The 25144-nt window shown below is 70.6% G+C and carries 22 protein-coding genes; 6 read left to right on the top strand and 16 right to left on the bottom strand.

Annotation, left to right across the window (positions count from 1 at the left end):
- Nucleotides 1-55: 55 nt before the first annotated feature.
- From bcsA to bcsD, 4 genes are all read right to left on the bottom strand, one after another.
- The gene (bcsA, locus tag ACKI2N_RS19805; RefSeq protein WP_420998167.1) at nt 56-2293 is read right to left on the bottom strand and encodes a UDP-forming cellulose synthase catalytic subunit; all 2238 of its coding nucleotides are present in this window, start codon (nt 2291-2293) and stop codon (nt 56-58) included.
- Nucleotides 2290-3063: a cellulose biosynthesis protein BcsQ gene (bcsQ, locus tag ACKI2N_RS19810; protein WP_420998168.1), complete on the bottom strand. Its 774-nt coding sequence runs from the start codon at nt 3061-3063 to the stop codon at nt 2290-2292. Before bcsQ ends, bcsA begins: the two co-directional genes overlap by 4 nt.
- Nucleotides 3060-3650, bottom strand: coding sequence for a cellulose biosynthesis protein BcsP (bcsP, locus tag ACKI2N_RS19815; protein ID WP_420998169.1), 591 nt, complete (start codon nt 3648-3650; stop codon nt 3060-3062). The genes bcsQ and bcsP overlap by 4 nt, the downstream gene beginning before the upstream one ends.
- A 61-nt stretch (nt 3651-3711) precedes the next feature.
- A complete protein-coding gene (bcsD, locus tag ACKI2N_RS19820) occupies nt 3712-4167 on the bottom strand; it encodes a cellulose biosynthesis protein BcsD (protein WP_420998170.1) in 456 nt (151 codons plus the stop codon).
- Nucleotides 4168-4565: 398 nt separating this feature from the next.
- Here bcsD and ACKI2N_RS19825 point away from each other — a divergent pair, with 398 nt between their 5' ends.
- Nucleotides 4566-5969, top strand: a complete 1404-nt coding sequence (locus ACKI2N_RS19825; RefSeq protein ID WP_420998171.1) for a class II fumarate hydratase — start codon at nt 4566-4568, stop codon at nt 5967-5969.
- A gap of 26 nt (nt 5970-5995) precedes the next feature.
- Here ACKI2N_RS19825 and ACKI2N_RS19830 read toward each other — a convergent pair whose 3' ends face one another.
- Both ACKI2N_RS19830 and ACKI2N_RS19835 read right to left on the bottom strand, forming a co-directional pair.
- Nucleotides 5996-7156, bottom strand: a complete 1161-nt coding sequence (locus ACKI2N_RS19830) for an NAD-dependent formate dehydrogenase (protein ID WP_420998172.1) — start codon at nt 7154-7156, stop codon at nt 5996-5998.
- A gap of 185 nt (nt 7157-7341) precedes the next feature.
- Nucleotides 7342-9627, bottom strand: a complete 2286-nt coding sequence (locus tag ACKI2N_RS19835; RefSeq protein ID WP_420998173.1) for a putative bifunctional diguanylate cyclase/phosphodiesterase — start codon at nt 9625-9627, stop codon at nt 7342-7344.
- 489 nt (nt 9628-10116) lie between these two features.
- Between ACKI2N_RS19835 and ACKI2N_RS19840 the strand changes: the two genes are divergently transcribed.
- Nucleotides 10117-11610, top strand: coding sequence for a diguanylate cyclase (locus ACKI2N_RS19840; RefSeq protein ID WP_426990921.1), 1494 nt, complete (start codon nt 10117-10119; stop codon nt 11608-11610).
- Between the two features lie 327 nt (nt 11611-11937).
- Here ACKI2N_RS19840 and ACKI2N_RS19845 read toward each other — a convergent pair whose 3' ends face one another.
- Nucleotides 11938-12900, bottom strand: a complete 963-nt coding sequence (locus tag ACKI2N_RS19845) for a LysR family transcriptional regulator (RefSeq protein WP_420998175.1) — start codon at nt 12898-12900, stop codon at nt 11938-11940.
- A gap of 90 nt (nt 12901-12990) precedes the next feature.
- Here ACKI2N_RS19845 and ACKI2N_RS19850 point away from each other — a divergent pair, with 90 nt between their 5' ends.
- Together ACKI2N_RS19850 and ACKI2N_RS19855 are read left to right on the top strand one after the other, a co-directional pair.
- Entirely contained in the window at nt 12991-13824 is an 834-nt protein-coding gene (locus ACKI2N_RS19850; RefSeq protein WP_420998176.1) for an inositol monophosphatase family protein, read from the top strand.
- A gap of 47 nt (nt 13825-13871) precedes the next feature.
- Complete coding sequence (locus ACKI2N_RS19855; RefSeq protein ID WP_420998177.1) at nt 13872-14510, top strand: NADPH-dependent F420 reductase; 639 nt, start codon at nt 13872-13874, stop codon at nt 14508-14510.
- Between the two features lie 13 nt (nt 14511-14523).
- Here the strand turns inward: ACKI2N_RS19855 and ACKI2N_RS19860 are convergent, their stop codons facing one another.
- The 4 genes from ACKI2N_RS19860 to ACKI2N_RS19875 all read right to left on the bottom strand — a co-directional run bounded on the left by ACKI2N_RS19860 (nt 14524) and on the right by ACKI2N_RS19875 (nt 18521).
- Complete coding sequence (locus ACKI2N_RS19860; RefSeq protein WP_420998178.1) at nt 14524-15729, bottom strand: amino acid aminotransferase; 1206 nt, start codon at nt 15727-15729, stop codon at nt 14524-14526.
- A gap of 106 nt (nt 15730-15835) precedes the next feature.
- Complete coding sequence (hppD, locus tag ACKI2N_RS19865; RefSeq protein WP_420998179.1) at nt 15836-16909, bottom strand: 4-hydroxyphenylpyruvate dioxygenase; 1074 nt, start codon at nt 16907-16909, stop codon at nt 15836-15838.
- A 275-nt stretch (nt 16910-17184) separates the two neighbouring features.
- Entirely contained in the window at nt 17185-17472 is a 288-nt protein-coding gene (locus ACKI2N_RS19870) for a hypothetical protein (RefSeq protein ID WP_420998180.1), read from the bottom strand.
- A 335-nt stretch (nt 17473-17807) separates the two neighbouring features.
- On the bottom strand, nt 17808-18521 hold the full coding sequence (locus tag ACKI2N_RS19875) for an SDR family oxidoreductase (RefSeq protein ID WP_420998181.1): 714 nt from the start codon (nt 18519-18521) through the stop codon (nt 17808-17810).
- Between ACKI2N_RS19875 and ACKI2N_RS19880 the strand changes: the two genes are divergently transcribed.
- Both ACKI2N_RS19880 and ACKI2N_RS19885 read left to right on the top strand, forming a co-directional pair.
- On the top strand, nt 18520-18684 hold the full coding sequence (locus tag ACKI2N_RS19880) for a hypothetical protein (RefSeq protein ID WP_420998182.1): 165 nt from the start codon (nt 18520-18522) through the stop codon (nt 18682-18684). The genes ACKI2N_RS19875 and ACKI2N_RS19880 overlap by 2 nt on opposite strands.
- 127 nt (nt 18685-18811) lie before the next feature.
- Entirely contained in the window at nt 18812-19747 is a 936-nt protein-coding gene (locus tag ACKI2N_RS19885) for a 2-hydroxyacid dehydrogenase (protein WP_420998183.1), read from the top strand.
- Nucleotides 19748-19773: 26 nt separating this feature from the next.
- On the opposite strand, the gene ACKI2N_RS19890 is transcribed toward ACKI2N_RS19885, so the two are convergent.
- The 5 genes from ACKI2N_RS19890 to zwf all read right to left on the bottom strand — a co-directional run bounded on the left by ACKI2N_RS19890 (nt 19774) and on the right by zwf (nt 25029).
- Entirely contained in the window at nt 19774-21105 is a 1332-nt protein-coding gene (locus tag ACKI2N_RS19890; RefSeq protein ID WP_420998184.1) for an ATP-binding protein, read from the bottom strand.
- A complete protein-coding gene (locus ACKI2N_RS19895) occupies nt 21105-21812 on the bottom strand; it encodes a response regulator transcription factor (RefSeq protein WP_420998185.1) in 708 nt (235 codons plus the stop codon). Before ACKI2N_RS19895 ends, ACKI2N_RS19890 begins: the two co-directional genes overlap by 1 nt.
- 13 nt (nt 21813-21825) lie before the next feature.
- Nucleotides 21826-22830 carry a glucokinase gene (glk, locus tag ACKI2N_RS19900; protein WP_420998186.1) on the bottom strand — a complete coding sequence of 335 codons (1005 nt, stop codon included), beginning with the start codon at nt 22828-22830 and terminating at the stop codon, nt 21826-21828.
- A 4-nt stretch (nt 22831-22834) separates the two neighbouring features.
- Nucleotides 22835-23515 carry a 6-phosphogluconolactonase gene (pgl, locus tag ACKI2N_RS19905; protein WP_420998187.1) on the bottom strand — a complete coding sequence of 227 codons (681 nt, stop codon included), beginning with the start codon at nt 23513-23515 and terminating at the stop codon, nt 22835-22837.
- A gap of 65 nt (nt 23516-23580) precedes the next feature.
- Nucleotides 23581-25029 (bottom strand): glucose-6-phosphate dehydrogenase, encoded by a 1449-nt coding sequence (zwf, locus tag ACKI2N_RS19910; RefSeq protein ID WP_420998211.1) that lies wholly within the window; start codon nt 25027-25029, stop codon nt 23581-23583.
- Nucleotides 25030-25144: the final 115 nt, after the last annotated feature.

Genomic DNA, 25144 nt, shown 5'->3' on the forward strand with positions numbered 1-25144 from the left:
TTGTCTTGAGCCGGTGGCCCGTGGCGTGTATGCCGGGCCGCGCCCGGGTCGATGGTCAGTTGGTGGTGGCGCCGGGCTCGGGACGGCGCAGCAGCCGGCGCATCTCGCGGCCGAGGTGGAACATCACGTTGTGAAAGCCCAGCAGGCCGATGCGCAGGATCTGGCCGGCGGCCAGCCCCGGCGCGTCCGGACGCTTGCGGCCCCAGGAGTCGATCCACGCGTCGGCGCGCGCGAAGGTGCACTGGATGAAGGCCATCTCGTCGCGCGGGCTCATCTGGTCCAGCACCAGGCCGGTGTGCGACTCGCCCTGGAACACCACCCTGGCGGGGAACATGTGCTCGTCGTCCTGCAGGTACAGCGAGATCTGCACCGGCTCGCCCACCGCGGCCTTGACGCCCGGCGGCAGGCGCATGCCGATGCCGCCCTCGGCGAAGTCGATGGTCTCGCACACCACCGCGCGGCCGTCGGCGAAATGCAGCGTGGCCGGCAGCGCCATCGCCACGCGGTGCGCCACGCGGATCTGCCGCGTCTCGCTGGCCACGGCGATGGACGCGCCGAGGATGACGAGGTTGTAGAAGGTCCAGATCAGGTTCAGCACCACCGTGGTGGTCTCGAACTGGTTCCACAGGAACAGCCGCAGCAGCCCCACCACCACGCCCAGCAGGTTGAGCAGCAGCAGCACCAGGTAGGGACGCGAGATCACCCAGTCGAAGTAGGCCTCCTCGATCACCCCGCCCTTGGGCGTGACGTTGAACTTGCCGGCGGCCGGGTTGATAAAGGCCACCAGCACGGGCCGCATGATGTACCACGCCAGCACCGACTCGTAGACCTCGTTCCAGAACGAATGGCGGAACTGGCCCTGCACGCGCGAGTTGGTCATGTTCGCGTGCAGCAGGTGGGGCAGCGCGAAGGTGGCGATGGTCAGCGCCGAGGCCTGGATCACGTGCGCGCCGAACAGCAGGTAGGCCAGCGGCGCGGTCAGGAAAACCAGCCGCGGCAGCCCGTAGAAGAAGTGCAGCATGGCGTTGAGGTAGCACAGCCGCTGCCAGATCGACAGGCCCGGCCCCAGCAGCGGGTTGTCCAGCCGGCAGATCTGCGCCATGCCGCGCGCCCAGCGGATGCGCTGGCCGACGTGCCCGGACAGGCTCTCGGTGGCCAGCCCGGCCGCCTGCGGGATCGCCAGGTAGGCGGTGCTGTAGCCCTTGCGGTGCAGCTTGAGCGCGGTGTGCGCGTCCTCGGTCACGGTCTCCACCGCGATGCCGCCCACCTCGAGCAGCGGCGCGCGGCGGATGATGGCGCACGAGCCGCAGAAAAAAGTCGCATCCCACAGGTCGTTGCCGTCCTGCACCAGGCCGTAGAACAGCTCGCCCTCGTTGGGCACTTCCTGGAAGGTGCGCAGGTTCTTCTCGAACGGATCCGGCGAGAAGAAGTAGTGCGGCGTCTGCAGCATGGCCAGCTTGCGGTCCTTGAGGAACCAGCCCATGCAGACCTGCAGGAAGGAGCGCGTGGGGATGTGGTCGCAGTCGAAGATGGCCACATATTCGCCGCGGGTGTCCTTGAGCGCCTCGTTGATGTTGCCGGCCTTGGCGTGGCGGTTGTGGCTGCGGGTCACATGGGTGACGCCGACCTTCTCGCAGAACGCGCGGAATTCCTCGCGCCGGCCGTCGTCGAGCACGTAGACGTTGATCTTGTCGCGCGGCCAGTCCAGCGACATGGCGGCGAACACGGTGGGCTTGACCACCGACAGCGGCTCGTTGTAGGTGGGGATGAAGACGTCCACGGTGGGCCAGGACGAGGTGTCCGCCGGCATCGGCACGGGGCGGCGCTGCAGCGGCCAGGCGGTCTGGAAGTAGCCCAGCATCAGCACCGTGAAGGCGTACAGCTCGGCCAGCACCAGCCCGATGCCGAACAGCGCGTCGAACCAGCCGCCCAGGCCGACGGTTTCGGTCAGCCGCCAGTACATGTAGCGGCTCGACGCGATGATCGACAGCACCACCATCATCAGCGTGGCGAGGTGCCCCCTGACGCGGTTGAGCCACACGGCGAGCACGAAGCACACGGCGGCGAAGCCCACCTGCTGCCAGAAGCCGAGCGGCACGGTGACCACCAGCGCGAACATGCACAGCGCGGCCACCAGCGCCAGCACGCGCGCCGGCGTGCTGTCCCACAACGGCATCTCGACGAAGGCGATGCCGAAGCGCTGCAGCGCGGCCGACAGCGCGTTGGGCTGGCGGGCGGCGGGCGCGGCGGCCTGGCCGGCGGCGGCGGTCCTGCGTGGTCGGGCGGGCTTCACGCGGCTTCTCCATGGGCGGCCAGGGCCTGGCGCAGCCGGGCGGCGCAGCGCAGCAGGTCGTGCGTGGCCTGGCTGTGGGGGTTGTACTCGAGCACGCTGCGGTCGTAGGCGAGCGCCTCGGCCACCGCCTGGTCCTGGTGGATCACGCCCAGCACGCGCTCGCCGAGCTGGGCGCGCAGCGTCTGCACCACGTCCTTGCCGAGCTGGCGGCTCACGTCCACCTGGTTGATCACCAGCACATGGCCGAGGTAGTCGGGCCGGCCTTCGCAGTAGGTGCGGATCAGGTCTTCCATCAGCGGCAGGGTGGCGTAGGACGCGGCGTCCGGCAGCGACACCATCACGCACACCTGCGCGCACGACAGGGCCTGGCGCATGTAGGGCGAAGGGCCGGGCGGCGTATCGATCACCACGATGTCGTCGCGGCCCAGGCCCAGCGCGCCGAGCTGCGCGCGCAGCCAGCCGGGATGGGTGGCGAGATGGGCTTCGAACGCCGAGCGGTCCGCCTCGTTGAGCGCGCCGAACGGCATCACCAGCGCGCGCGAGCGGCCGCGGTACAGGCTCGGCTCCCAGGGCTCGCCCGCCAGCGTGGCGCGCGCGTGCCCGCCGACTTCCTGCGGCGGCATGCCGAAATGCAGGCGCAGCGCATTCTGCGGGTCCAGGTCGACGGCAAGCACCCGCTCGCCGGCGGCGGCGAGGGCCTCGGCAAGATTGGCCGACAGCGTGGTCTTGCCCACGCCGCCCTTGGCCGATACGACGGCAATGATCTTCACGAGCGGTTCAGCCGGTCTAGAAACGAGCGCCGCGCGGGCGGGCGTTCGCTGGCGGGGGCCGGCTCCGGGCGGCCTTCGAGCCGCGCGAAGATCCGGGACAGTTCGGTGTCCGCCTCGGATGCGGGCGGAGCCGGGGGGGCCGGCGGGGCGGCCTGCGCTGCCGGCTCCCAGGCCGGGGGCGGCGGCCGGACCGGCTCGGCCGCCGGCGCAAGATCGGCGAAGCGCGCCGGCGGCGCGCCGCCGGGAGTGCGGAAGCGCGGCTCCATCGCCGCGCCCGGCGCTGCCGCGGGCGCCTCAAGTGGCGCCGGCGCAACCTGCGCGGCGGTGGCCGGCGCCTCGGCCGGGGCCGGCGCGCGCTCGGTCGCCAGGCCGCGCCAGGGCGGCACGGCCGCGGCGCCGTCCTGCGCCGGCGCGCCGGCTGGCTGGACCGGCGGCACGGTGGCGGCGCGGTCCACGCGCACGGACGACAGCAGCGGCCAGCGCTCGCGCGCCTGCGTCGCGGCCTCGTCGCGCACGATCTCCTGATAGGCTTGCGCCTGCCCGCCAAAGCGCTGGAACAGCTTTGACAGGTCGTCTGACTGGCTCATCGTTGTTGCTCACACGGAAAGGAAGTGGCCTGGCGCTAACAGCCCAGGCCGGGCCGGATGTTCAGCGGCCGAAGCGCAATTCCACGCTTCCGGTCGCATCCATCGGCGTGCTCTGGGTGACTTTCAGGACTTCGGACGAGCCCAGCATGCGGAACCACTGCTGGTACGCCCCTTCCAGGAACGCCCCAGACCACGCATCGGCTGACGCGCCCAGCGCCGCTTTCAGCGGCGTGCAGTAATGCCGGATCACCAGTGAGCCGCCGGTGTCCTCGATGCTGGCCCAGCCCCAGTCCACGTCCAGCCAGATCTGGGCGATCGCCCGCTCCAGTTCGGCCAGCGTGGCGCAAGCGCCCGGGTCGAAACGTTGCGCAAAGCGCACACCGACGCGCCGCATCGTCGCGCGCAAGGTGGCAAGGTCCGTCACCTCGACCAGTTCGTCGGCAAGCGCCGACAAGACGTCACGCCATTGCGAGGAGCAATGCCGCTCGCCGAGATATTGCAGAATCGCCTGATTCACACCCAAAAGTCCTGTTTAAGATCGCAATTATCGTTTTTGTATTGTGAAGCCCATTTTCAGGCCAAGGCTTGGCCTGCGGCAAATGCTCCGCGCGTAACAGCCGCCCGGACCACCGCCATGTTTCATCCCTACAACAACGAACCGCTTCCCCGGGACCGTGCCGCGGCACTCGCCGCACGGGCCATGCCGGCGGGCCGTGTACCCGCCGCCCCGGAAAAGTGCAGCGAGCCTGACAGCTCGCGGGCGCGCCGGGAAGCCTCCCCCCGCCGAAGCGGGGAAAGCCTGGCGCCGCCCGCAAGGCGCCCGGCCGCCGCCGGGCGTACCCTTGAGACCTGCGCCCGCGTCGCCGGCCCGGGAAAAGGAAGAAGAAGGAAAGAAGGAAGAAGAAGGAGAGCGCCATGACCGACCGCAAGCCAGCCACCCGCGTCGAGCAGGACAGCCTCGGCGACGTGCCGGTGCCCGCCGGGCACCTGTGGGGCGCGCAGACCGAGCGCGCGCGGCAGAACTTCCGCATCGGCACCGAAAAGATGCCGCCCGCGCTGATCGAAGCGTTCGCCATCCTCAAGCTGTGCGCGGCGCGCGCCAACCGCGAGCTGGGCGTGCTCAGGCCCGCGCTGGCCGACGCCATCGAGCGCGCCGCGCAGGAGATCGTCGACGGCAAGTGGCCGGACGAGTTTCCGCTCTCGGTCTGGCAGACCGGCTCGGGCACGCAGACCAACATGAACCTGAACGAGGTCATCGCCAACCGCGCCATCGAACAGCTCGGCGGCCAGGCCGGGTCAAGGAAGCCGGTGCACCCGAACGACCACGTCAACGCCAGCCAGTCGTCCAACGACAGCGTTCCCACCGCCATGCACATCGCCGCCACGCGCGCGCTCCAGCTGCAGCTGCTGCCGGCGCTGGAAACCCTGCGCCAGGCGCTGGGCCGCAAGGTGGCCGCCTTCGCCGACATCGTCAAGGTCGGCCGCACCCACCTGCAGGATGCCGTGCCGCTGACGCTCGGCCAGGAGTTCTCGGGCTACGAGGCCCAGGTGGCCGATGCCCAGGCGCGCCTGCAGCAGGCCATGCTGCGCGCCATGCCGGTGCCCCAGGGCGGCACCGCGGTGGGCACCGGGCTCAATGCGCCGCACGGCTTCGCCACCGCCTTCGCGCGGGCGCTGGCCGGCTACACCGGCCTGCCCTTCGAGCCCGCGCCCAACCGCTACGCGCTGCAGGCCTCGCACGATGCGCTGGCCGACCTTTCCGGCGCGCTCAATACCACCGCCTCGTCCTTCCTCAAGATCGCGCGCGACTTCATGCTGCTGGGCTCCGGCCCGCGCGCCGGCCTGGCCGAGCTGGTCCTGCCGGCCAACGAACCCGGCTCCTCGATCATGCCGGGCAAGGTCAACCCGACCCAGGCCGAGGCGCTGGCGATGGTGTGCTGCCGCGTGATCGGCAACCACACCACCGTCACGCTGGCCAACGGGCTGGGCACGCTCGAGCTCAACGCCTACAAGCCGGTGATCATCTACAGCCTGCTGCAGTCGGTCACGCTGCTGGCCGAGGCCACGGCGAGCTTCGCCGAGCGCATGGTCGAAGGCGTGGAAGCCGACCGCGAGCACATCGCCAGCCTGCTGGCGCGCTCGCTGATGCCGGTCACCGCGCTCAACCCCCATATCGGCTACGACCGCGCGGCCGAGATCGCCAAGCTGGCGATCCGGCACAACCTGTCGCTGCGCGAGGCGGCGCTGGCCTCCGGCCACGTCACCGCGGCCCAGTTCGACGAATGGATCGACCTGAAGGGGATGACGAAGGAGACCTGAGCCGCGCCCGGAGGCCGCTCAGCCGCTCAGCTCAACTGGTACGAGCCGGCGCCGGTGCCGGCGAGATTGCCGCCGTCGACGATCAGGTACTCGGGCCGGATCGGCCGTCCTTCGAAGAAGCACTCGAGAATCTCGAGCGTGCCCGCCGCATAGCGGGCCTGGCCGGACAGGGAACTGCCCGACATGTGCGGCGTCATGCCCTGGTTGGGCATGGTGCGCCACGGATGGTCGACCGGCGCCGGCTGCGGGAACCACACGTCGCCGGCATAGCCAGCCAGCTGGCCGGACTGCAGCGCGCGCACCACCGCGTCGCGGTCGCACAGCGCGCCGCGCGCGGTGTTGATCAGGTAGGCGCCGCGCCTGGCGAGCGCGAGCATCTTGTCGTCGAACATGCCCTCGGTGGACGGGTACAGCGGCATCTGCAGGTTGATCACGTCGCACGCCTTCACCAGCGACTGCGGCGTGTCGTGGTACGTGAGGCCCAGTTCCGCCTCGATCTCCGGCGCCAGGCGATGCCGGCCATGGTAGTGCAGCTTCACGTCGAACGGCTTCAGGCGGCGCAGCACCGCGAGGCCGATGCGGCCGGCGCCGATGGTGCCGAAGTGCATGCCTTCGAGATCGTAGCTGCGGCTCACGCAGTCGGCGATGTTCCAGCCGCCGTTTACCGCGTACTGGTGCGCCGGCAGGTGGTTCCGCACCAGCGCCAACACCATCATGACGACGTGCTCGGCCACGCTGATGCTGTTGGAAAAGGTTTCTTCCGCGACGGTGATGCCATGTTCGGCGGCCGCCTTCAGGTCGACGTGGTCGGAGCCGATGCCGGCGGTCAGCGCGAGCTTGAGCTTCCTGGCCTTCGCGATGCGCTCGGCGGTGAGATAGGCGGGCCAGAACGGCTGCGAGATGACGACGTCGGCATCGACGAGGTGGCGGTCGAAGGTCGAGTCGGCGCCGTCCTTGTCGCTGGTGACGACCAGTTCATGGCCATGGCTTTCGAGATACGCGCGCAGGCCCAGCTCTCCCGATACGCATCCCACCAGTTCGCCCGGCCTGAAGCCGAGCGGCCCCTTCGGCGTCGGCACCGTCTCGCCGTTGGGATACCGGGCGATGACCGGGATATCGTCGCGCGCGTATTTCGGCGGATAACCGGTGACCGGATCGGGATAGAGAACGCAAAGTACCTTTGCCATGTTGCTTCCTTGGTCGTGGATGGTGGACGTATCTGCTGAACCGAGCAAACAGTGTCCTGCGCCACGCCGCATGGCGATTCGCGATCCACACCCTTTTTTCCGAAACGAATGATCCTGCGGCGATGCCTAATGGCGTGGCCGATGCGCCGCAACCGCGCCGGTGCGGACGATGGCCAAAGCATGCTTCAGCGCTGCGCCTTCCCCTGTTCGCGCAGCATGCGCGAGCAGGCCGCGGCGCTCACCGGCCGGGAGAACAGGTAGCCTTGCTGCCGCTCGCAGCCGAGCGCCTTGAGGAAGGCGGCCTGCGCCGCCGTCTCCACGCCCTCGGCCGTCACGTGCATGCCCAGCGAATGGGCCATCGCGACCACGGCCTGGGTGATGGCCACGGCGTCGCGGTTGTCCGGCAGGCCGGCGACGAACGAGCGGTCGACCTTCAGGTTGTGCAGGGTGAACCGGTTCAGGTAGGCCAGCGACGAATAGCCGGTGCCGAAGTCGTCCACGGAAATCCGGATGCCCCGGTCGCTGAGCGCGCGCAGGATCGGCTGCACGTCCTCGCTCTCGCTCATCAGCAGCCCCTCGGTGATCTCCAGCTCGAGCGCCGCCGGGGCCAGGCAAGTCTGCGCCAGGCAGTCCATGACCTGCCCGACCAGCGCGCCGGTGAACTGGCGTGGCGACAGGTTGACGGCCATCACGAAGTCCGGCGCGAAGCTGCGGCGCCACCGCGCGGCCTGCCGGCAGGCCTGCCGCAGGGCCCAGTGGCCGATCTCGGCGATCAGGCCGGCTTCCTCGGCAACCGGGATGAACTCGGCCGGCGATACCTCGCCGAGTTCGCCGCTGGTCCACCGCAGCAGCGCTTCGGCGCCGACCACGCGGCCATTCCTGCTGTTGACGAACGGCTGGTAGACAAGGGACAGCTCCGCGCAGGCCAGCGCCCGGCGCAGCGACTGCTCGATCGTGAAGCGGCGCTGCAACCGCTGGCTCAGGTCTTCGGTGAAGAACTGGAAGGTATTGCCGCCGCTTTGCTTGGCCACATGCATCGCGGAGTCGGCGTAGCGTATCAGGGCGGACGCATCCTGCCCGTCGCCGGGATACACGCTGATGCCGATCGACGCGCCGAGGAAATACTCGTTGCCGGCCAGCGCAAACGGCGCGGCCAGCGTATCGAGCACATGCCGGGCCAGCGCGGCCGGTTCGCCGGCGTGCGTATGGTCGCCCACCGCGATCACGAATTCGTCGCCGCCCACGCGCGCCAGCGCGTTGCCTTCGCGCACGCAGCCCGCCAGCCGTTGCGCGACGCTGTGCAGCAAGGCGTCGCCCGCCTCGTGCCCGGCGGTCTCGTTGACCTTCTTGAAGCCGTCCAGGTCGATGAACAGGACCGCCAGCCGGAGCGACCCGCCCGCGTCGCCGAGCATCTCCCGCAACCGCTCCGACAGATAGGCACGGTTGTGCAGCCCCGTGAGCGAATCGCGGGTCGCCAGGTACCTGAGCCGCTGCTGGGCCTCGCGTGCCGGGCTGACGTCGGCGAACGAGACCATCACGGATGCCGGCTCGGCCTCCCCGGGCCGGAAAATCGGCATCGTATTGAGCGAGACCCATACGACCTGCCGGCCCGCGAGATCGAGTCCGACCGTCTGGCCGAAGACCGCCTTGCCGGTGGCCAGCGCGCGCATGCTGGGCCGGTTCCTGACCGGCAGCGGGACCCCGTCTTCGTCGAGCATGCGGGGAATGACCGCGAGCATGCTGCGGCCGGCCACATCCGGCGGCGCGCCCAGTATCCGCTGCGCGCTCAGGTTGCAGGCCAGGATGGTGCCGTCGCGCGACAGCACCAGGATGCCTTCGCTCAGGTGGTTGACCACCAGCCGGTGGTATTCCTCGCTGTGCGCGAGCCGCCGGGCGATCGCTTCCTGGTTCACCACCGCGGCCGCGCTGTGGCTGATCTCGTGCAGGAGCGCCTGCTCCGCGGCGCCGGGCCGCCACCGCGAGCGATGGTAGACCGCCAGCGCGCCGAGCAGCTCGCCCGCCTCGGTCTCCAGCGGGGCCGACCAGCACGCCCGCACGCCGCCGTCCCTGGCGGCCTCCCAGGCCTGCGCCCAGAGCGGATCGGCCAGGATGTCCTCGACCACCACCACGCGCCGTTCGCGCATCGAGACCGTCGAGACGGCCGCACGGGAATCCATCAGTACGCGGTCGAGCACCATACGGTAGCCCGCCGGCAACGACGGCGCGCCGCCAACGCGGACGCTCTCCCCGTCCGCGTCCAGCAGCAGGATCGAGCAGATCGCCTGCTCGCCCAGCAGCTTCTCGGCGCGCAGGCACAACTCGGCGAGCAGTTCCGGCAGCGGCATGTCGCGCGCGATCAGCCGCAACAGCCTGCGTTCCGCGGCGAGCGCATGTTCGTCCAGGGCTCCTGGGCCGCGCGGCGCGGCGGATTTGGCGTCATCTGGCCAATCCACGGTGAACTGGCAGGTCATACGCAGGTTCTCCTCGCGAGGGCGGCGGGGCGGGCGCCACGCAGTGCTGCCGGTGGACGCCTGCCCCGGGGCGGAGCGTCGGCATGACGGATGGCGGCTGGACCGGTTGCATGGCCGGCGCCGTCCGCCACCGGGGCTTGAAGCGTCCTGCCGGCCGCCGTGCTGAAAATGATGATCCAGCCACGTGCCGCCCGAAAGAGTAGGAATACTCATGCGGGGAGCGCGCGGCGATGCATGCCGGCCCGGCGCGGCCGGCATGCGTAGGACTACTCTTTCTCGCTGTCCTCGCCGGCGGCTATGCTTGCGCTGCCTCCAGCCAGGAGAACCGCTCGGGCCGCCGGCAATAAATGCGCCGGTGCCGGACAGGGCCTCGAAAGCGCGGTCCCCGGGGCATGGTCGATCGGTCTTCGCGCCGAGGCCGCCCCGGGTATCCGGCCGCGCCGACCGGGCACACGTAGCCTGCGAACCACCCTCAGCGCCTCTCCGAACATGACGTCGCCGCTCCGCAGTACGCGCACGCAGATCCTGCTGCCTTGCCTCGCCCTGGCGGCAGCGTATGTGTTGCTCGGCCGCCTGGCGTTCACGATGTCGCTGGAGTACGGCAACATCACCAGCATGATCTTCATCCCGGAGGGCGTGGCGCTGACGTTCTGCATCGTGGCCGGCCCCCGCGTGGCCCCGGGGATCTTCCTCGGCCAGACGCTGCTGTCCCTCTGGGCCGGACTGCCGCCAGGCAATGCCATGCTGATCGGCTTGTCCAACAGCCTGGAAGGCGCGCTGGGCGGCTGGCTGTTTCGCCGCTGGAAGATCTCGCGCCACCTGGACCGTCCCCGCGACGTCGCCTTGTTCATTGCGCTGGTGTTCCTCGTCCTGCAGCCGATCAGCAGCACTGGCGGCGTGCTCGCGGTGTGCCTGCTGGGGCAGACCGGCAGCGCGTGGGCTTCGCGCTGCCTGCCGTGGTGGATCGCGGGCGTGGCGGAACACCAGGCGCCCGCCTTCGACGTGCTGTCCGCGTGGCGGCACTGGTGGATCGCCAACTCGATCGGGCAACTGGTGGTGACGCCGCTGCTGCTGGCCTGGAGCACGGCAATGCCCCGCGTGCCGGCGCCACGCTGGCGCCATGACATGCTGCTGTGGGGCAGCGGCATCCTCGTGGCCATGCTGTTTGCCGCCAGCGGCAGCGCCGCCCGGCCGCTCCTGCCGCTGACCCTCAGCTACGGCGTGCTGCTGTTCTGGATCGGACAAGGCCCCGGGCTGCGTTGCGTCACCCTGGTCAATGTCCTGATCACGACCGTCGGGACATGGGCGGGCGCCACCGGCCATGGCTTCCTCGCGGGCTTGCCCGCGGCGGAACGGTTTCCCAGCGTCGGCTTCTTTTCCGCCGCCGGCTGCGGACTATGCCTGATGGTGTTCGCGATGTTCGAGGAGCGGCGCGCGCTCATCGAACGGCTCACCGAACTGGCATCGACGGACGCGCTGGTCCAGATCAGCAACCGCCGCCATTTCATCGAGATGGCCGAGCGCGAAGTCGAGAAAGCCAGAGCGAGCGGGATCGGCGCGGTCTTCCTGATGCTCGACGTCGATCACTTCAAGGAAATCAACGACCGTTACGGACATGCCGCGGGCGATCTGACGCTCAAGTCGATCGCGCACTCCTGCTCCGAAGCCGTGGACGGAAACTATCTGGTCGGCCGCCTCGGTGGCGAAGAGTTCGCGCTGTTGCTCACGGGCATGAGCCTGGAGGCCGGCCGCCTCGTCGCCGAGCGGCTGCGGGAGCTGATCGCCGGGCTGCCGGTACACGTCCATGGCCGCGCCTTCCTCAACGTGACGGTCAGCATCGGTGTCGCACAGCTGGTCGGACTCGAGAGCCTCGACGTCCTGATGCGTGCCGCCGACAGCGCGCTGTACACGGCCAAGCAGAACGGGCGCAACCGCGTCATGGTCTGGCGCACGGACCGCCTGGCCTCGCCTTGCCCGAACTGAGGCGAGGCGCGCCGGCGCGGAACACGGGGCGGGATGCCCCGCGCCGCCGCAACTCACGCGGCTGTCAGCAGGTACGCGTGCGCGGCGACAGGCAGGTTGTTTCTCATCGCGTCAAGGCGCCGTCGCCGAAGCCGGAGGTCCTGTGGGACCGGGATGGTGCCAGTCGCCGGGGCGCGTCGAAGCCAGGCGCTCGCAAGGCGAGGTCGGTGCTCCTGCCTGTCTAACGGCGCGCGCCGCAAGGGATTTCCCCCCGCGCTGGTGGGACTTGCCGGCCCGGTGGAGGCCTGTGGCGGCCCGGCTGACGGCAGCCGGGCCGCGCGGAAACAATCAGGCGGAGCGGGTCTTGCGCGCGGCGCGCGCCACGGGCCTGCCGGGCCTGCCGGACCTGTCCTCGGCGAACACCGTGGCCATCGCCTCGCGCACCATGGCGCGCAGCCAGGCGTGCGCGTTGTCCGTGTCGTAGCGCTGGTGCCATGCGTGGTTGACCGGCACCTCCGCCAGCTTGAGCGGCAGCGGCAGCGTGGCCAGGCCCAGCGCGGCCACCGCCGCGCCGCACATGCGCTCGGGCACGGCCACCACCAGGTCGCTCTGGCGCACGAACAGCAGCGCGGCCGTGCTGGTCGGCACCGAGGCGACCACGCGGCGGCGCTGGCCGATGGCCGCCAGCGCCTTGTCGACCGGGTCGCTGAGGCGGCCGCGCCGCGACACCGTGAGGTGCCCGGCGCGCGCATAGCGGCCGGCGTCGAGCTTGCCGGCGGCCAGCGGGTGGCCGGCGCGCATGGCCACCACCAGCCGGTCGTGGCCGATGGTCTCGTGGCGGATCTCGGGCAGCGCCGGCACGGCCGAGCCGATCTCCAGGTCGATCTGGCCGTGGCGCAGGTCGTTGGTGTCGGCGGATGCCTCGGCCAGCAGCCGCAGCGTGACGCCGGGCGCGCGCGCCTGCGCGATGGCCAGCAGCGCCGGGCCGATGGCGGTGCCGATCGCGTCGTGGCACTGCAGCGTGAAGCTGCGCTGCAGCCGCGCCAGGTCGAGCGGCTGCTGCGGCGCGAGCACGGCGCCGGCCTGCTGCACCAGTTCATGCACCTGGCCGCGTATCGCCACCGCGTGCGGGGTGGGCGTCATGGTCCAGCCGGTGCGCACCAGGATCTGGTCGCCGGTGGCGCGCCGCAGGCGCCCGAGCGTGCGGCTCATGGCGGGCGCGGAAAGATGCAGGCGGGCGGCGGCGCCGGCCACGCTGCCCTCTTCCAGCAGGGCGTCGAGCGCGGTCAGGAGGTTCAGATCCAATTGCATGCAGGTAACTTCCTTCCTATCAAAGTTGCACTTGAAGTTAGCTGATATTGTAGGTCTCACTGCTTCGACGAAGTCAACGGAGGACCTGAAATGATCGTTTCGACAACGCATCCGGCCGCTGCCGGAAACCCGGCGGACCGCGACCTGCTGCCGCCCGTCACCGCCGCCGTGCATGCCGCCGGCGCGCAACTGCTCCAGCGCTTCGCCGCCTCTTCTGTGCCGCGCGCTTCGCTCGGCGAGGTGGTCGCTGCCATCCATGCCAACGACGATGCCGCGCTGGCCGTGCTGCGCGATGCACTCATGGCGGCGCGCCCGGGCGCCGGCTGGATCGAGGACGAACTGGAAGGCGGCGCGCTGCCGCCGGGAGAATGGTGGATCGCCGATCCCGTGGAGGGCAATATCAACCACGTGCACGGCATGGCCGACTGGGGCGTGACGGCCACCCTGGTCCGCGACAACCTGCCGGTGCTGACGGTGGCGCACGTGCCGCTGAGCGGCAAGACCTACGCCGCCGTGCGCGGCGGCGGCGCGTTCGCCGACGGCGTGGCGCTGCGCCCCTCGGCCAAGACCGACCTGGGCGCGGCCATGGTGGCGACCGGCCAGGCGCGCCCCGGCGAGGACAGCCTGACCTACCGCCGCATCGGCCAGTCGGTCACCGCCATGCTCGAGGCCGCGCTGGTGGTGCGCGTGACCGTGCCCGCGACCTTCCAGCTCGCGCTGGTCGCCGGCGGGCAGATGGACGCGTTCTGGCAGCACAGCCAGGTCCGTTCCGGCCTGGTGGCGGGCGCGCTGCTGGTCGAGGAAGCCGGCGGGTCGGTCACCGATCTCCACGGCCGGCCGTGGAGCCTCGCGAGCGAGGACTTCCTGGCCTGCGCGCCGGGCCTGCGGCATGCCGCGGTGGCCACGTTGTCCGCGCTCGCGTGAGCGACGCGCCACCTGTCTTATCACCCATTCACCGCACCGAGCACACCATGAGTACCATCAGCATCCTCGGCTCCGGCCGCGTGGCCAGCGTCCTGGCCGGCAAACTCGCTTCCTGCGGGCATGACCTGCGCATCGGTTCGCGCGATCCCGCGGCGGCCGCCGCGAAGTGGACCGGCCCGGCCGTGACCCATGCCGACCCGCGCGAAGCGGCGCGCGCCGCGCCGATCGTCATCAACGCCACGCCCGGCGACAGCGCGCTGGCGCGGCTGAGCGCGCTGCGCGCCGAACTCGACGGCAAGATCCTCGTGGACATTTCCAACGCCACCACGCGCGGCGCCGACGGCATGCCCGCGGGCCTGTGCTATCCCGGCAGCAGCCTCGCCGAGCAGTTGCAGCAGGCGCTGCCGGGCACGCGCGTGGTCAAGACGCTCAACACCATGCTGTTTACCGTGATGGCGGCGCCCGAGAGCCTGGGCAGCCCCGCCAGCGTGTTCGTGTCGGGCAACGACGAGGACGCCAGGGCCGCCGTGGCCGGCCTGCTCGGCGACCTCGGCTGGCCGGCGCAATGGATCTGCGACCTCGGCGACATCACGTCGGCGCGGGCCACCGAGGCGCTGGTGCTGATGGTGCCGCACCTGCTGCGCCGCTACGGCATGAAGCCGTTCGCGCTGACGGTCGCGCGCTGAAGCCGCCCGCAGGTCAGGCCGCCGGGCGCGCCAGCACGCTGCCGATGGCCTGCGCCACCGCGCCGACGTTGCGCTCGTTCAGCCCGGCCACGCACATGCGGCCCGAGCGCAGCAGATAGACGCCGTGCTGGTCGCGCAGCTGGTCGACCTGCCCGGCGGTCAGGCCGGTGTAGGTGAACATGCCGCGCTGCGTGACATAGCGCGACAGCGCCTCGCCGCTGACATGGGCGCGCAGGCGGTCGTGGATCAGCCCGCGCATGGCGGCGATGCGGCCGCACATGGCCCTGAGTTCTTCCTCCCATTGCTCGCGCAGCGCGGGCGAGGTCAGCACGCGGGCCACCACGCGTGCGCCATGGGTGGGCGGGTTGCTGTAGTTGGCGCGCACCGTGCCGGTGAGCTGGCCCAGCACGCGGCCGGCTTCGTCGGCGTCGCGGCAGACCACGCTCAGGCCGCCGCAGCGCTCGCCGTACAGCGAGAAGTTCTTGGAGAACGAGTTCGCCACCAGGCACGGCACCTCCTGCGCGGCCAGTTCGCGCACGGCGAACGCATCGGCCTCGAGGCCGGCGCCGAAGCCCTGGTAGGCCATGTCGACGAACGGCAGCAGGCCGTTCGCCTTGAGCAGCGCGATCACCTTGCGCCACTGGTCCTGGTCCAGGTCCACGCCGGTGGGATTGTGGCAGCAGGCATGCAGCAGCACGATGCTGCCGCGCGGCAATTCGCGCAGCGCAGCCAGCATGGCTTCGAAGCGCAGCCCGCCGGTGGCCTCGTCGTAATAGGGATAGGTGTGGACGGCGAAGCCCGCGCGCTCGAAGATCACGCGGTGGTTTTCCCAGCTCGGGTCGCTGATCCACACCTGTGCCTGCGGGAACGCGCGCCGCAGGAAATCGGCGCCGACGCGCAGCGCGCCCGAGCCGCCGAGCGTCTGCAGCGTCGCGATGCGCCCCGCCTTGCGGGCTTCGCACTGCTCGCCGAAAACCAGCGCCTGCACCGCGTCGCGGTAGGCGGCGTTGCCCGCCATCGGCAGGTAAGGCCGCGGGCCGAGGTCGGCCAGCAGGTCGGCCTCGGCCTGCGCCACGGCCCGCATCACCGGCAGGCGGCCCGCATCGTCGAAATAGATGCCGATGCTCAGGTTCACCTTGTCGGTGCGCGGGTCTGCCTGGAAGCTCTCGTTGAGCGAGAGAATGGGATCGCCTGGGAAGGCTTCGATGTGTTCGAACATGGTGCGCTCAGTGGATGGTGCGACGAAGAAGCAGCCGGCATTGTAGGGCAGGCGCAAGCCCGCCGGGGCGCGCGGCGCCCCGGTGGCCGGCAAGACGCCGGCGGGCTCAGACCTTCAGCGTGCCGCGTTCGATCTGGTCGCGCTCCAGCGATTCGAACAGTGCCTTGAAATTGCCTTCGCCGAATCCTTCGTCGCCCTTGCGCTGGATGAACTCGAAGAACACGGGACCGAGCGCGGTCTTCGAGAAGATCTGCAGCAGCAGGCGCGGCTTGCCGCCTTCGGTGGTGCCGTCGAGCAGGATGCCGCGCGCCTTGAGCTGGTCGACCGGCTGGCCGTGGCCCGGCACGCGCTTGTCCAGCGCCTCGTAGTAGTAATCGTTGGGCGCCGTCATCAGCGGCACGCCGGCCATCTGCAGGTTGTCGATGACTTCGATCAGGTCGTCGGTCAGGAAGGCGATGTGCTGGATGCCTTCGCCGTTGAAGGCCATCAGGAATTCCTCGATCTGGCCGCTGCCCTTGGACGATTCCTCGTTGAGCGGGATGCGGATCTTGCCGTCCGGCGCCGTCATGGCCTTCGAGGTCAGGCCGGTGTATTCGCCCTGGATGTCGAAGTAGCGGATCTCGCGGAAATTGAACAGCTTCTCGTAGAAATTGGCCCAGTAGGCCATGCGGCCGCGGTAGACGTTGTGCGTCAGGTGGTCGATCAGGCGCAGGCCATGGCCCACCGGGCGGCGGTCCACGCCGTCGACGAACTCGAAGTCGATGTCGTAGATGGACTTGCCGTCTTCGAAGCGGTCGATCAGGTACAGCGGCGCGCCGCCGATGCCCTTGATCGCGGGCAGGCGCAGCTCCATCGGGCCGGTGGCGATCTCCACCGGCTGGGCGCCCAGTTCCAGCGCGCGCTTGTAGGCCTTGTGCGAGTCCTTCACGCGGAAAGCCATGCCGCACGCGCTGGGGCCGTGCTCGGCCGCGAAGTAGGCGGCCGGGCTGTGCGGTTCGCGGTTGACGATGAAGTTGATCTCGCCCTGGCGGTACAGCAGCACGTCCTTGGAGCGGTGGCGCGCCACGAGGCTGAAGCCCATCTGTTCGAACAGCGGTTCCAGCAGGTTGGGCGTGGGCGAGGCGAATTCCACGAATTCGAAGCCCATCAGCTGCATCGGGTTTTCAAAGAGATCGGCCATGGTCGGGGGAGCAAGATGATTTGAATGGGGACCGGCACCTCGCGGGCAAATGCGCGGCGGCAACGTAGTGGCCGCGCTTGCCGGCAAAGGCGCCTGATGTCTATGTCCGCGACAGGGGGCAACCCGTCAGCAAAACCATAGGTTGGGAAGAGTTTATTTGCTGGCGGGGAGAATGTAATAGCGAAATGCGGAAGGAATAACCCTATTCATCGCCATCAAATAGCCTGAAATCGGATCGTGTTGGCAGGAAAATGTGCGATCCCTGCCGCGGCCGGTCAGGCCCGGTCCTGGCCCCACTCGCAGACCGCGCAGCCCGCCACGGCTGCTCCGCAAAGGAACACCAGGGACACGAGGATCTCCAGCGCGTCGACGAAGCCGACGCTGCCGGGCGCGGCCGCGAGGATCAGCGACCAGCAGACCCAGGCGATCCAGCCCAGCGCGGCAAGCGCGCTGCACACGGCCAGCGTGGCGCAGGCGCGATGGACGGGGCGCCGCCAGGCAGTGGAAGTCCGCCGGGCAGGGGCTTCGGCATGGGTTTCGTGCTTGGGCAATGCGGTCTGCATCGGTATCTCCCCATGTGAAGCGTCCTGGAAAAAAGCCCCGCGCGACGGGTGGCACGCGGGGCTCGAGGACATAGCGGCGGTACGCCACGGTACTGCCTGCAAGGAAGTATGGTGCGGGCAATTGCCGCCCGCCATCGGAGACTGTCTGACATGCGCGCGGGGCAAAGCGTAGCCCGAAGCGTACCCGTTTCTGCGTGCCGCGTTTCTGCGCTCCGGCGCGCTGCCGGAGGCGGCGAAAGCGGCACCGCGGCGCGGCCCGCACGGCATTTGCCGAAGGCACGCGCGGGGGACGAACCCCTGCCGCCGCGCAAAAGCGTACCCGTTTCTGCGCGCCGTCAGCCGATGGCGCCGCCGCCGTCCACCAGCACCGTCGAGCCGGTGGCGAAGCCGGTGCCGGCCAGGTAGAGGATGGCGTTGGCCACATCCTCGGGCTGGCCGACGCGCTGGGCGGGCAGGCGCTCGCCGACGTTCTTGTACATGGCTTCGCGCGTGGCGGCATCGAGCTTGTTCCACAGCGGCGTGGCGATCAGGCCCGGCGAGACGGTATTGACCCGCACCGGCGACAGTTCCACCGCCAGCCCGCGGCCCAGCGCTTCCAGCGCGGCGTTGATGGCGCCTTGCAGCACGGAGGTCTTGCTCGGCCGCACGGCCAGGAAGCCGGACACCAGCGTCAGCGAGCCGCCCGGCTTGACGGGCACCAGGCGCGCCACGCGGTAGGCACCCCAGAACTTGCTGTTCATGGCGGCGTAGGCATCGGCCAGCGGCAACTGGCGCACCGCGCCGGTGGGCGTCTGCGCGGCGGAGATCACCACATGGTCCCAGGGCTCGGCGCCCTGCATGAAGCGCTCCACGCTGGCGTCGTCGGTGATGTCTAGCACGGCGGCCACGGCCCCGCCGATGCCGCGCGCGGCGGCCTCGACCTTTTCCTGCGAGCGCGAGGCGACGGTCACGCGCGCGCCGTGGGCGGCGAAGGCGCCGGCCGCGGCCAGGCCGATGCCGGAACTGCCACCGACCACCAGCACCCTGGCGTCTTTGAAATCGGGAAACATGGCGAGGCTCCTTGAGAATGGGAAGGCGAAAGAGGGTGAAGAAGGCGAAACGATGGAAACCGGACCGATGCGCGGCGTGGCGCATCGCCTGGCGTCGATTATGGCCATTGCGCGGCGGCCGATCATCCACGCTGGATTGGAAGCACTGTTGGCAGGAATTTGATAATCGGCAGCCCGGCGGAAGCCGCATCTGCAAGCCTGCCGCGCCGCCGCTACAATGCTGCGGTGCAGCTTGGCCCCGCCCCGGGGCCGCTGGCGCATCGCCCCGACCGCCCAAGACACTCTCCGCCATGAAGCCCCTCCTGCTCGTCCTCAGCCATGTCCAAGATGAACATCTCGGCTGGATCACCGAACAATACGAAGTGCTGTACGCACCCGACGACGCTGCCCGCGCCGCGCAGATCCGCGCGGCCGGCGCGCGCATCCGCGCGGTGCTGACCATCGGCTCGGTCGGCCTGACCGCGGCCGAGATCGACGCGATGCCGGCGCTGGAACTGGTCTGCGCGCTGGGCGCGGGCTACGAGAACATCGCCGTGGCGCATGCGCGCGCGCGCGGCATCGTGGTCGCCAACGGCGCCGGCACCAACGACAGCTGCGTGGCGGACCATGCCGTGGCGCTGCTGCTGGCCGCGGTGCGCGCGCTGCCCACGCTGGACCGCGCCACGCGCGCCGGCCAGTGGCGCACCGAGCTGCCGCTGCGGCCCAACGTGTCGGGCAAGCGCCTGGGCATCCTGGGCCTGGGCACCATCGGCCGGCGCATCGCGCAGCGCGGCCTGGGCTTCGACCTGGAGGTGGGTTATCACAACCGTTCGCCGCGCGAGGATGTGCCTTACCGCTATTTCAGCGACGTGAGCGCGCTGGCCGAGTGGGCGGACTACCTGGTGATCGCCACGCCCGGCGGCGCCGGCACGCGCCACCTGGTGGGCGCCGAGGTGCTGGCGCGGCTCGGGCCGCATGGCTTCGTGGTCAATATCGCGCGCGGCAGCGTGCTCGATACCGCCGCGCTGGCCGCGGCCCTGCGCGCGGGCCAGCTGGGCGGCGCCGGCCTCGACGTCTACGAGACCGAGCCGGAACCGCCGGCCGAGCTGTTCGACTGCCCCAACGTGGTCCTGACCCCGCACGTGGCCGGCTGGTCGCCGGAAGCCATCGATGCGTCGGTGCGGCAGTTCGTCGAGAACAGCCGCCGCCACTTCGCCGGCGAGCCGGTGCTTACGCCGGTCGGCTGAAGCGGCGCTCCCCCGCCCGGCTGGACTCAGGCGGCGGGAAACGCCACGCGCACGCGCAGGCCCGGCGCCGCGTCTTCCAGCGTGACGCGCGCGCCGTGCGACTGCGCGATCTCCGCGACGATGGCCAGGCCCAGGCCGCTGCCGCCGGTGGGCGCCTCCGGCACGCGGTAGAAGCGGTCGAACACGCGCTCGCGCTCGGCCGCCGGGATGCCGGGGCCGTCGTCGCGCACCACCAGTTCGACCGCTCCCGCGCTGTCGACGGTGGCCGCCACGTCCACCTTGCCGCCGGGCGGCACATAGCGCAGCGCGTTGTCCACCAGGTTGGTCAGCAGGATGCGCAGCGCGTCCGCGTCGCCGCGCACCAGCGCCGGGCCGGCCGCGCCGTGCGCATCCACGCCCAGGTCGATCTGGCGGTCGAGCGCGGCCTGGGTCATCTCGGCGACCACGCTGCCGGCCAGCGCGCGCAGGTCCACCGGCTCGTGCGCGGGCGCCGCCGCGCCTGGCTCTTGCCGCGCCAGCGTCAGCAACTGCGCCACCAGGTGGGTGAGCCGCTCGAGGCCCTGGCGCAGCTTGCCCACGGCCTCGCGGCGCGCCTCGGCGCTGTCGGCGCGCTCCACCAGTTGAGCCTGCAGCTGCAGCGCGGCCAGCGGCGTGCGCAGCGCATGCGCGGCATCGGCCACGAAGGCGCGCTGGGTGTCGATGGCGTGCGACAGGCGCGCCAGCAGCTGGTTGAGCGCCTCGGTCAGCGGCGCGATCTCGTCTGGCATGCTGGTCACGGCCAGCGGCGAGAGCGCGTTGGCGTCGCGCTGGCGCACCCCGGCGGCGATCTCGCGCAGCGGCCGCAGGCCGCGCCCCACCGCCACCCACACCAGCCAGCCCAGCAGCGGCAGCAGCAACAGCAGCGGCGTCACCGTGCGCAGCGCCATGCGCGCGGCCACGTCGCTGCGCGCCGACATGGGCTGGGCGATCTGCACCACGGCGGGCCCGAGCTGCACGCTGTAGATGCGCCATTCGCCCTCGTCGGTCCGCACGTTGGAAAACCCCAGTTCCGCGCGCTGCGGCAGGCGCGGGTGCGCCTGCGAGAGATACAGGCTGCGGCCTGAGCCGTCCCAGATGTGGATCACCACGTCTTCGTCGGCATGGAACAGGCTCGCGCCCGGCTCGGGCTGCGCGAACGAGGGCATCACCGGATCGGCGAACTGGCTGGGCAGCGCCGCCGCCACCTGCTTCATCTGGTAGTCGAACAGCGCGTTGGCTTCCTGGCGCGCCTGGCCATAGATCAGCGCGGTGGCCACCGCGATGCCCACCAGCAAGCCCAGCGCCAGCCACCACAGCAGTGTCTTCTGGATGGAGCGCATCAGGCCGCGCTCCCGGGCGTGCCCGCCTCCGGCTTGGGCACCACATAGCCCACGCCGCGGATATTGCGGATCAGCGCCGCGCCGAACTTCTTGCGCAGCGCATGGATGTAGACCTCCACCGTGTTGCTGCCGACTTCGTCGCCCCAGCCGTACAGGCGCTCCTCGAGCTGCGCCACCGACCACACCTTGCCGGGGCGCGCCAGCAGCGCCGACAGCAGGCCGAACTCGCGCGCGGACAGCTTGACCGGCTCGCCGGCGAGCGTGACTTCGCGCGTCACCGGGTTGAGCACGATCTCGCCGTAACGCAGCAGCGGCTCGGCCCGCCCTTGCGCGCGGCGCGCCAGCGCGTGCATGCGCGCGGCCAGCTCCTGCAGGTCGAAAGGCTTGACGAGGTAGTCGTCGGCGCCGGCGTTGAGGCCCGCCACGCGGTCGGCCACGGCGTCGCGCGCGGTCAGGATCAGCACCGGCGTGGCCACCCCGCGCGCGCGCAGCGCGGCCAGCACGTCCAGCCCCGAGCGGCGCGGCAGGCCGAGGTCGAGCAGGATCAGCGCGTAGCAGTCCTCGCCATCCGGGCCGCCCTGCTGGGTGGCCGCGGCCAGGCCCGCCTCGCCGTCCTGCACCCAGTCCACCGCGAAGCCTTCCTGGCGCAGCGCCACTTTCACGCTGTCGCCGATCATGGCGTCGTCTTCCACCAGCAATACACGCATGGTCAGGTCCGCATCAGGCCGGGTTGGCGCGCGCGCCGTGCCGGCCGTGCGCAAGCGCGTCGGCCAGCGCCTGCGCCAGGCCGGGCAGCGCGGGGTATTCGGCGGTGATCACGTAAACAGGCAGGCTTTCCAGGTAGGCGCCCATGCGGCCCTTGGCGACGAAGCGCGCATTGAAGGCCGACTCGCGCAGCGCCGGCACGAAGCGCGGCACGATGCCGCCGCCGAGGTAGACGCCGCCGCGCGCGCCGAGCACCAGCGCGATGTCGGCCGCCACCGAGCCGAGCAGGCCGCAGAACACGGCCAGCGCGCGCCGGCACAGCGGATCGCCGTGGACGATCGCGCCGTCCGTGACCTGGGCCGGATCGAGCGGGCGCGCCAGGGGCGTACCCGTTTCTGCGTGCAGCGCGGCATGCGTGAGCGACAGTCCCATGCCCGACAAAAGTCGCTCCGCCGAGACCCGGCCGAAGGCCTTGTGCGCCGCGCGCCAGGCAATCCATTCGTCGTCGGTATCGGGCATCAGCTCGATATGCCCGCCCTCGCCCGCCAGCGCCACGGCCGGGCCGACGCGCGCCGGCACCAGGCCCGACACGCCGAGCCCGGTGCCCGGGCCGACCAGCGCCAGCGGCGTGTGCGGCACCGGCGTGCCGGCGCGCACCTGCGTCAGGTCGCGCGGGCCGAGATGCGGCAGGCCCAGCGCCAGCGCGGTGAAGTCGTTGATGGCGACCAGCAGGTCCAGCCCGAGCGCGTGCTGCATCCCGGAGATCGAGAACGCCCAGGCGTGGTTGGTGAGCTTGACGCGGTCGCCGGTGACCGGGTTGGCCAGGCCGACGGCGGCATGGCGCGGGCGCGCGCCGCCGGGCGGCAGGCCATCGAGGTAGTGGCGCATGGCGGCTTCCAGGGAGGGGAAGTCGGCCACCTTGAGCGCGGTCACCGGGCCGATGCGCTGGGGCGCGGTCTCCAGCGCGAAGCGCACGTTGGTGCCGCCTACGTCGCCGAGCAGGCGTGGAAAGCTTTGCATGGTCTCAGGCGGAAAAAACGTCGGTGCCGTGCCGGTGCCGGCTCATCACCAGGCTGATCGGCAGGGCCGGGGTCGGTCCCTGGCAGGCGCGCGCGAACACGGCGGTCTTGGCCGGCCCGGCGAACGACAGGAACACGCGCTCGGCCGCCAGCAGTGCCGCGAGGTTGAGCGTGATGCGCGCGTGCGGCGCCGCGCGCGGATGGGTGACCAGGTAGCCCGGCCGCGGATCGGACAGCGCATGCTCCAGTTCCGGCGCGTCGGGAAACAACGAGGCGGTGTGGCCGTCGTCGCCCATGCCCAGCACCACCACGTCCGGCTGGCGCCACGCCGCGTCGAGGCGCGCCACCGCGCTGGCGGGATCGGCCGCCTCGGCGTCGCTGGCCACCAGCGGCACGAAGGCGGCGCGGGCGGCGGCCTCGCGCAGCAGGTAGCGGCGCACCAGCGCGCCGTTGCTGTCCTCGTGGTCCGGCGGCACCGCGCGCTCGTCGACCAGCGTCACGGTGACCGCCTCCCAGCGGATGGTGCGGTGGCACAGCCGTTCGAAGAAGGCCACCGGCGAGCGTCCGCCGGACACCGCCAGCACGGCCCAGCCGTTGACGCCGATGGCCAGTTCCAGCGCATGGGCCACCGAGATCGCCAGCGCTTCGGCCAGGTCCGTCTCGGAAGTATGTTCGAAGCGTCGCATGCGGGTCTCCTGTGGGTTGTTCTGCCTGCACCTCGCCGGCCTGCCTTGCCTGCCCGTGCCTGCGCCTACACCTCTTCGTGCCAGAGCGCGCCGTCGCGCGACATCAGCGCGGACGAGGCGGCCGGGCCCCAGGTGCCGGCGGTATAGGGCTTGGGCGGCACCGTGCTTTCCTCCCAGGTGTCGAGGATCGGCTCGACCCAGCGCCATGCCTGCGCCTGTTCGTCACGCCGCACGAACAGGCCCAGCCGGCCGCGGATGACGTCGAGCAGCAGGCGCTCGTAGGCGCCGGCGCGGCGCACCTTGAAGGAGTTGGCGAAGTCCAGGTCGAGCGAGGTGGGCGTGAGCGCCACCGTGTCGCCGGGCTGCTTGACCAGGAAGTACAGGCGGATGCTCTCCTCCGGCTGCAGGCGGATCACCAGCCGGTTCTGCGGCGAGAGCGTGAGCGGGCGCGGGAAGATCGCGTGCGGCACGTCGCGGAAGTGGATCACGATCTCGGCCACGCGCGACTGCATGCGCTTGCCGGTGCGCAGGTAGAACGGCACGCCGGCCCAGCGCCAGTTGGCGATCTCGGCCTTGATGGCGACGAAGGTCTCGGTGCGGCTGTCCGCGGCGATGCCCTTCTCTTCGAGGTAGCCCGGCACCGGCTTGCCGCCGGCGGCGCCCGCGCGGTACTGGCCGCGCACGGTCTTCTCGGCCACGTCCTGCGGCAGGATGGGCTTGAGCGCCTTGAGGATCTTGATCTTCTCGTCGCGGATGCTGTCCTCGGACAGGCTGGTGGGCGGCTCCATCGCCACCATGCACAGCAGTTGCAGCAAGTGGTTCTGCACCATGTCGCGCAGCGCGCCGGTGCTGTCGTAGAAGTCGCCGCGCGTCTCTACGCCGAGTTCCTCGGCGATGGTGATCTGCACGTCCTGCACCCACTCGCGGCGCCACAGCGGCTCGAACAATGCGTTGCCGAAGCGGATCGCCATCAGGTTCTGCACCGACTCCTTGCCGAGATAATGGTCGATCCGGTAGATCTGGTCCTCGGCGAAAAACTGCGCCACCGCCGAGTTGATGGCGTCGGAAGATTGCAGGTCGTGGCCCAGCGGCTTTTCCAGCACGATGCGCACATTGCGCTGGTTGAGCCCCGTTCGCGCCAGTTGCTCGCAGATGGGCACGAACAAGTGGGGGCCGGTGGCGAGATAGCAGACCACCACCTCGGGCGCGCGCTGCAGGACCGTGCGGGCGAGCGTGTCGAAATGCTCGGGCTGGCGCGCGTCGACCTGGACATAGGCGATGCGCGCGAGAAAGGTGCTCCAGGCTTCCGGCGGCGCATGCTCCAGGCTGGGACGCACGCTCTGTTCCAGCGAGCCCACGTAATCGGAGGTGGTCAGCGGATGGCTGCCCGTGGCGAGGATGCGGGCGGCGGGGTGCAGCAATCCCGCGCAATGCGCATCGAACAGCGCCGGCAGCAGCTTGCGCCGCGCCAGGTCTCCGGTGCCGCCGAACAGCACCATGTCGAAATCGGGCATGCTCACCCTGAACTCCTTGTCGTGACCAGCGTGATTGCGGGGCGGGGGCCCGCCCGGGCCCCGGGCATCCGTCGCGCGCCACCTGGTTCAGTGGCGCGGGGCGTCGCATAAGTTC

It is taken from the genome of Cupriavidus sp. 30B13 (assembly GCF_049059565.2).
Taxonomy (GTDB): domain Bacteria; phylum Pseudomonadota; class Gammaproteobacteria; order Burkholderiales; family Burkholderiaceae; genus Cupriavidus.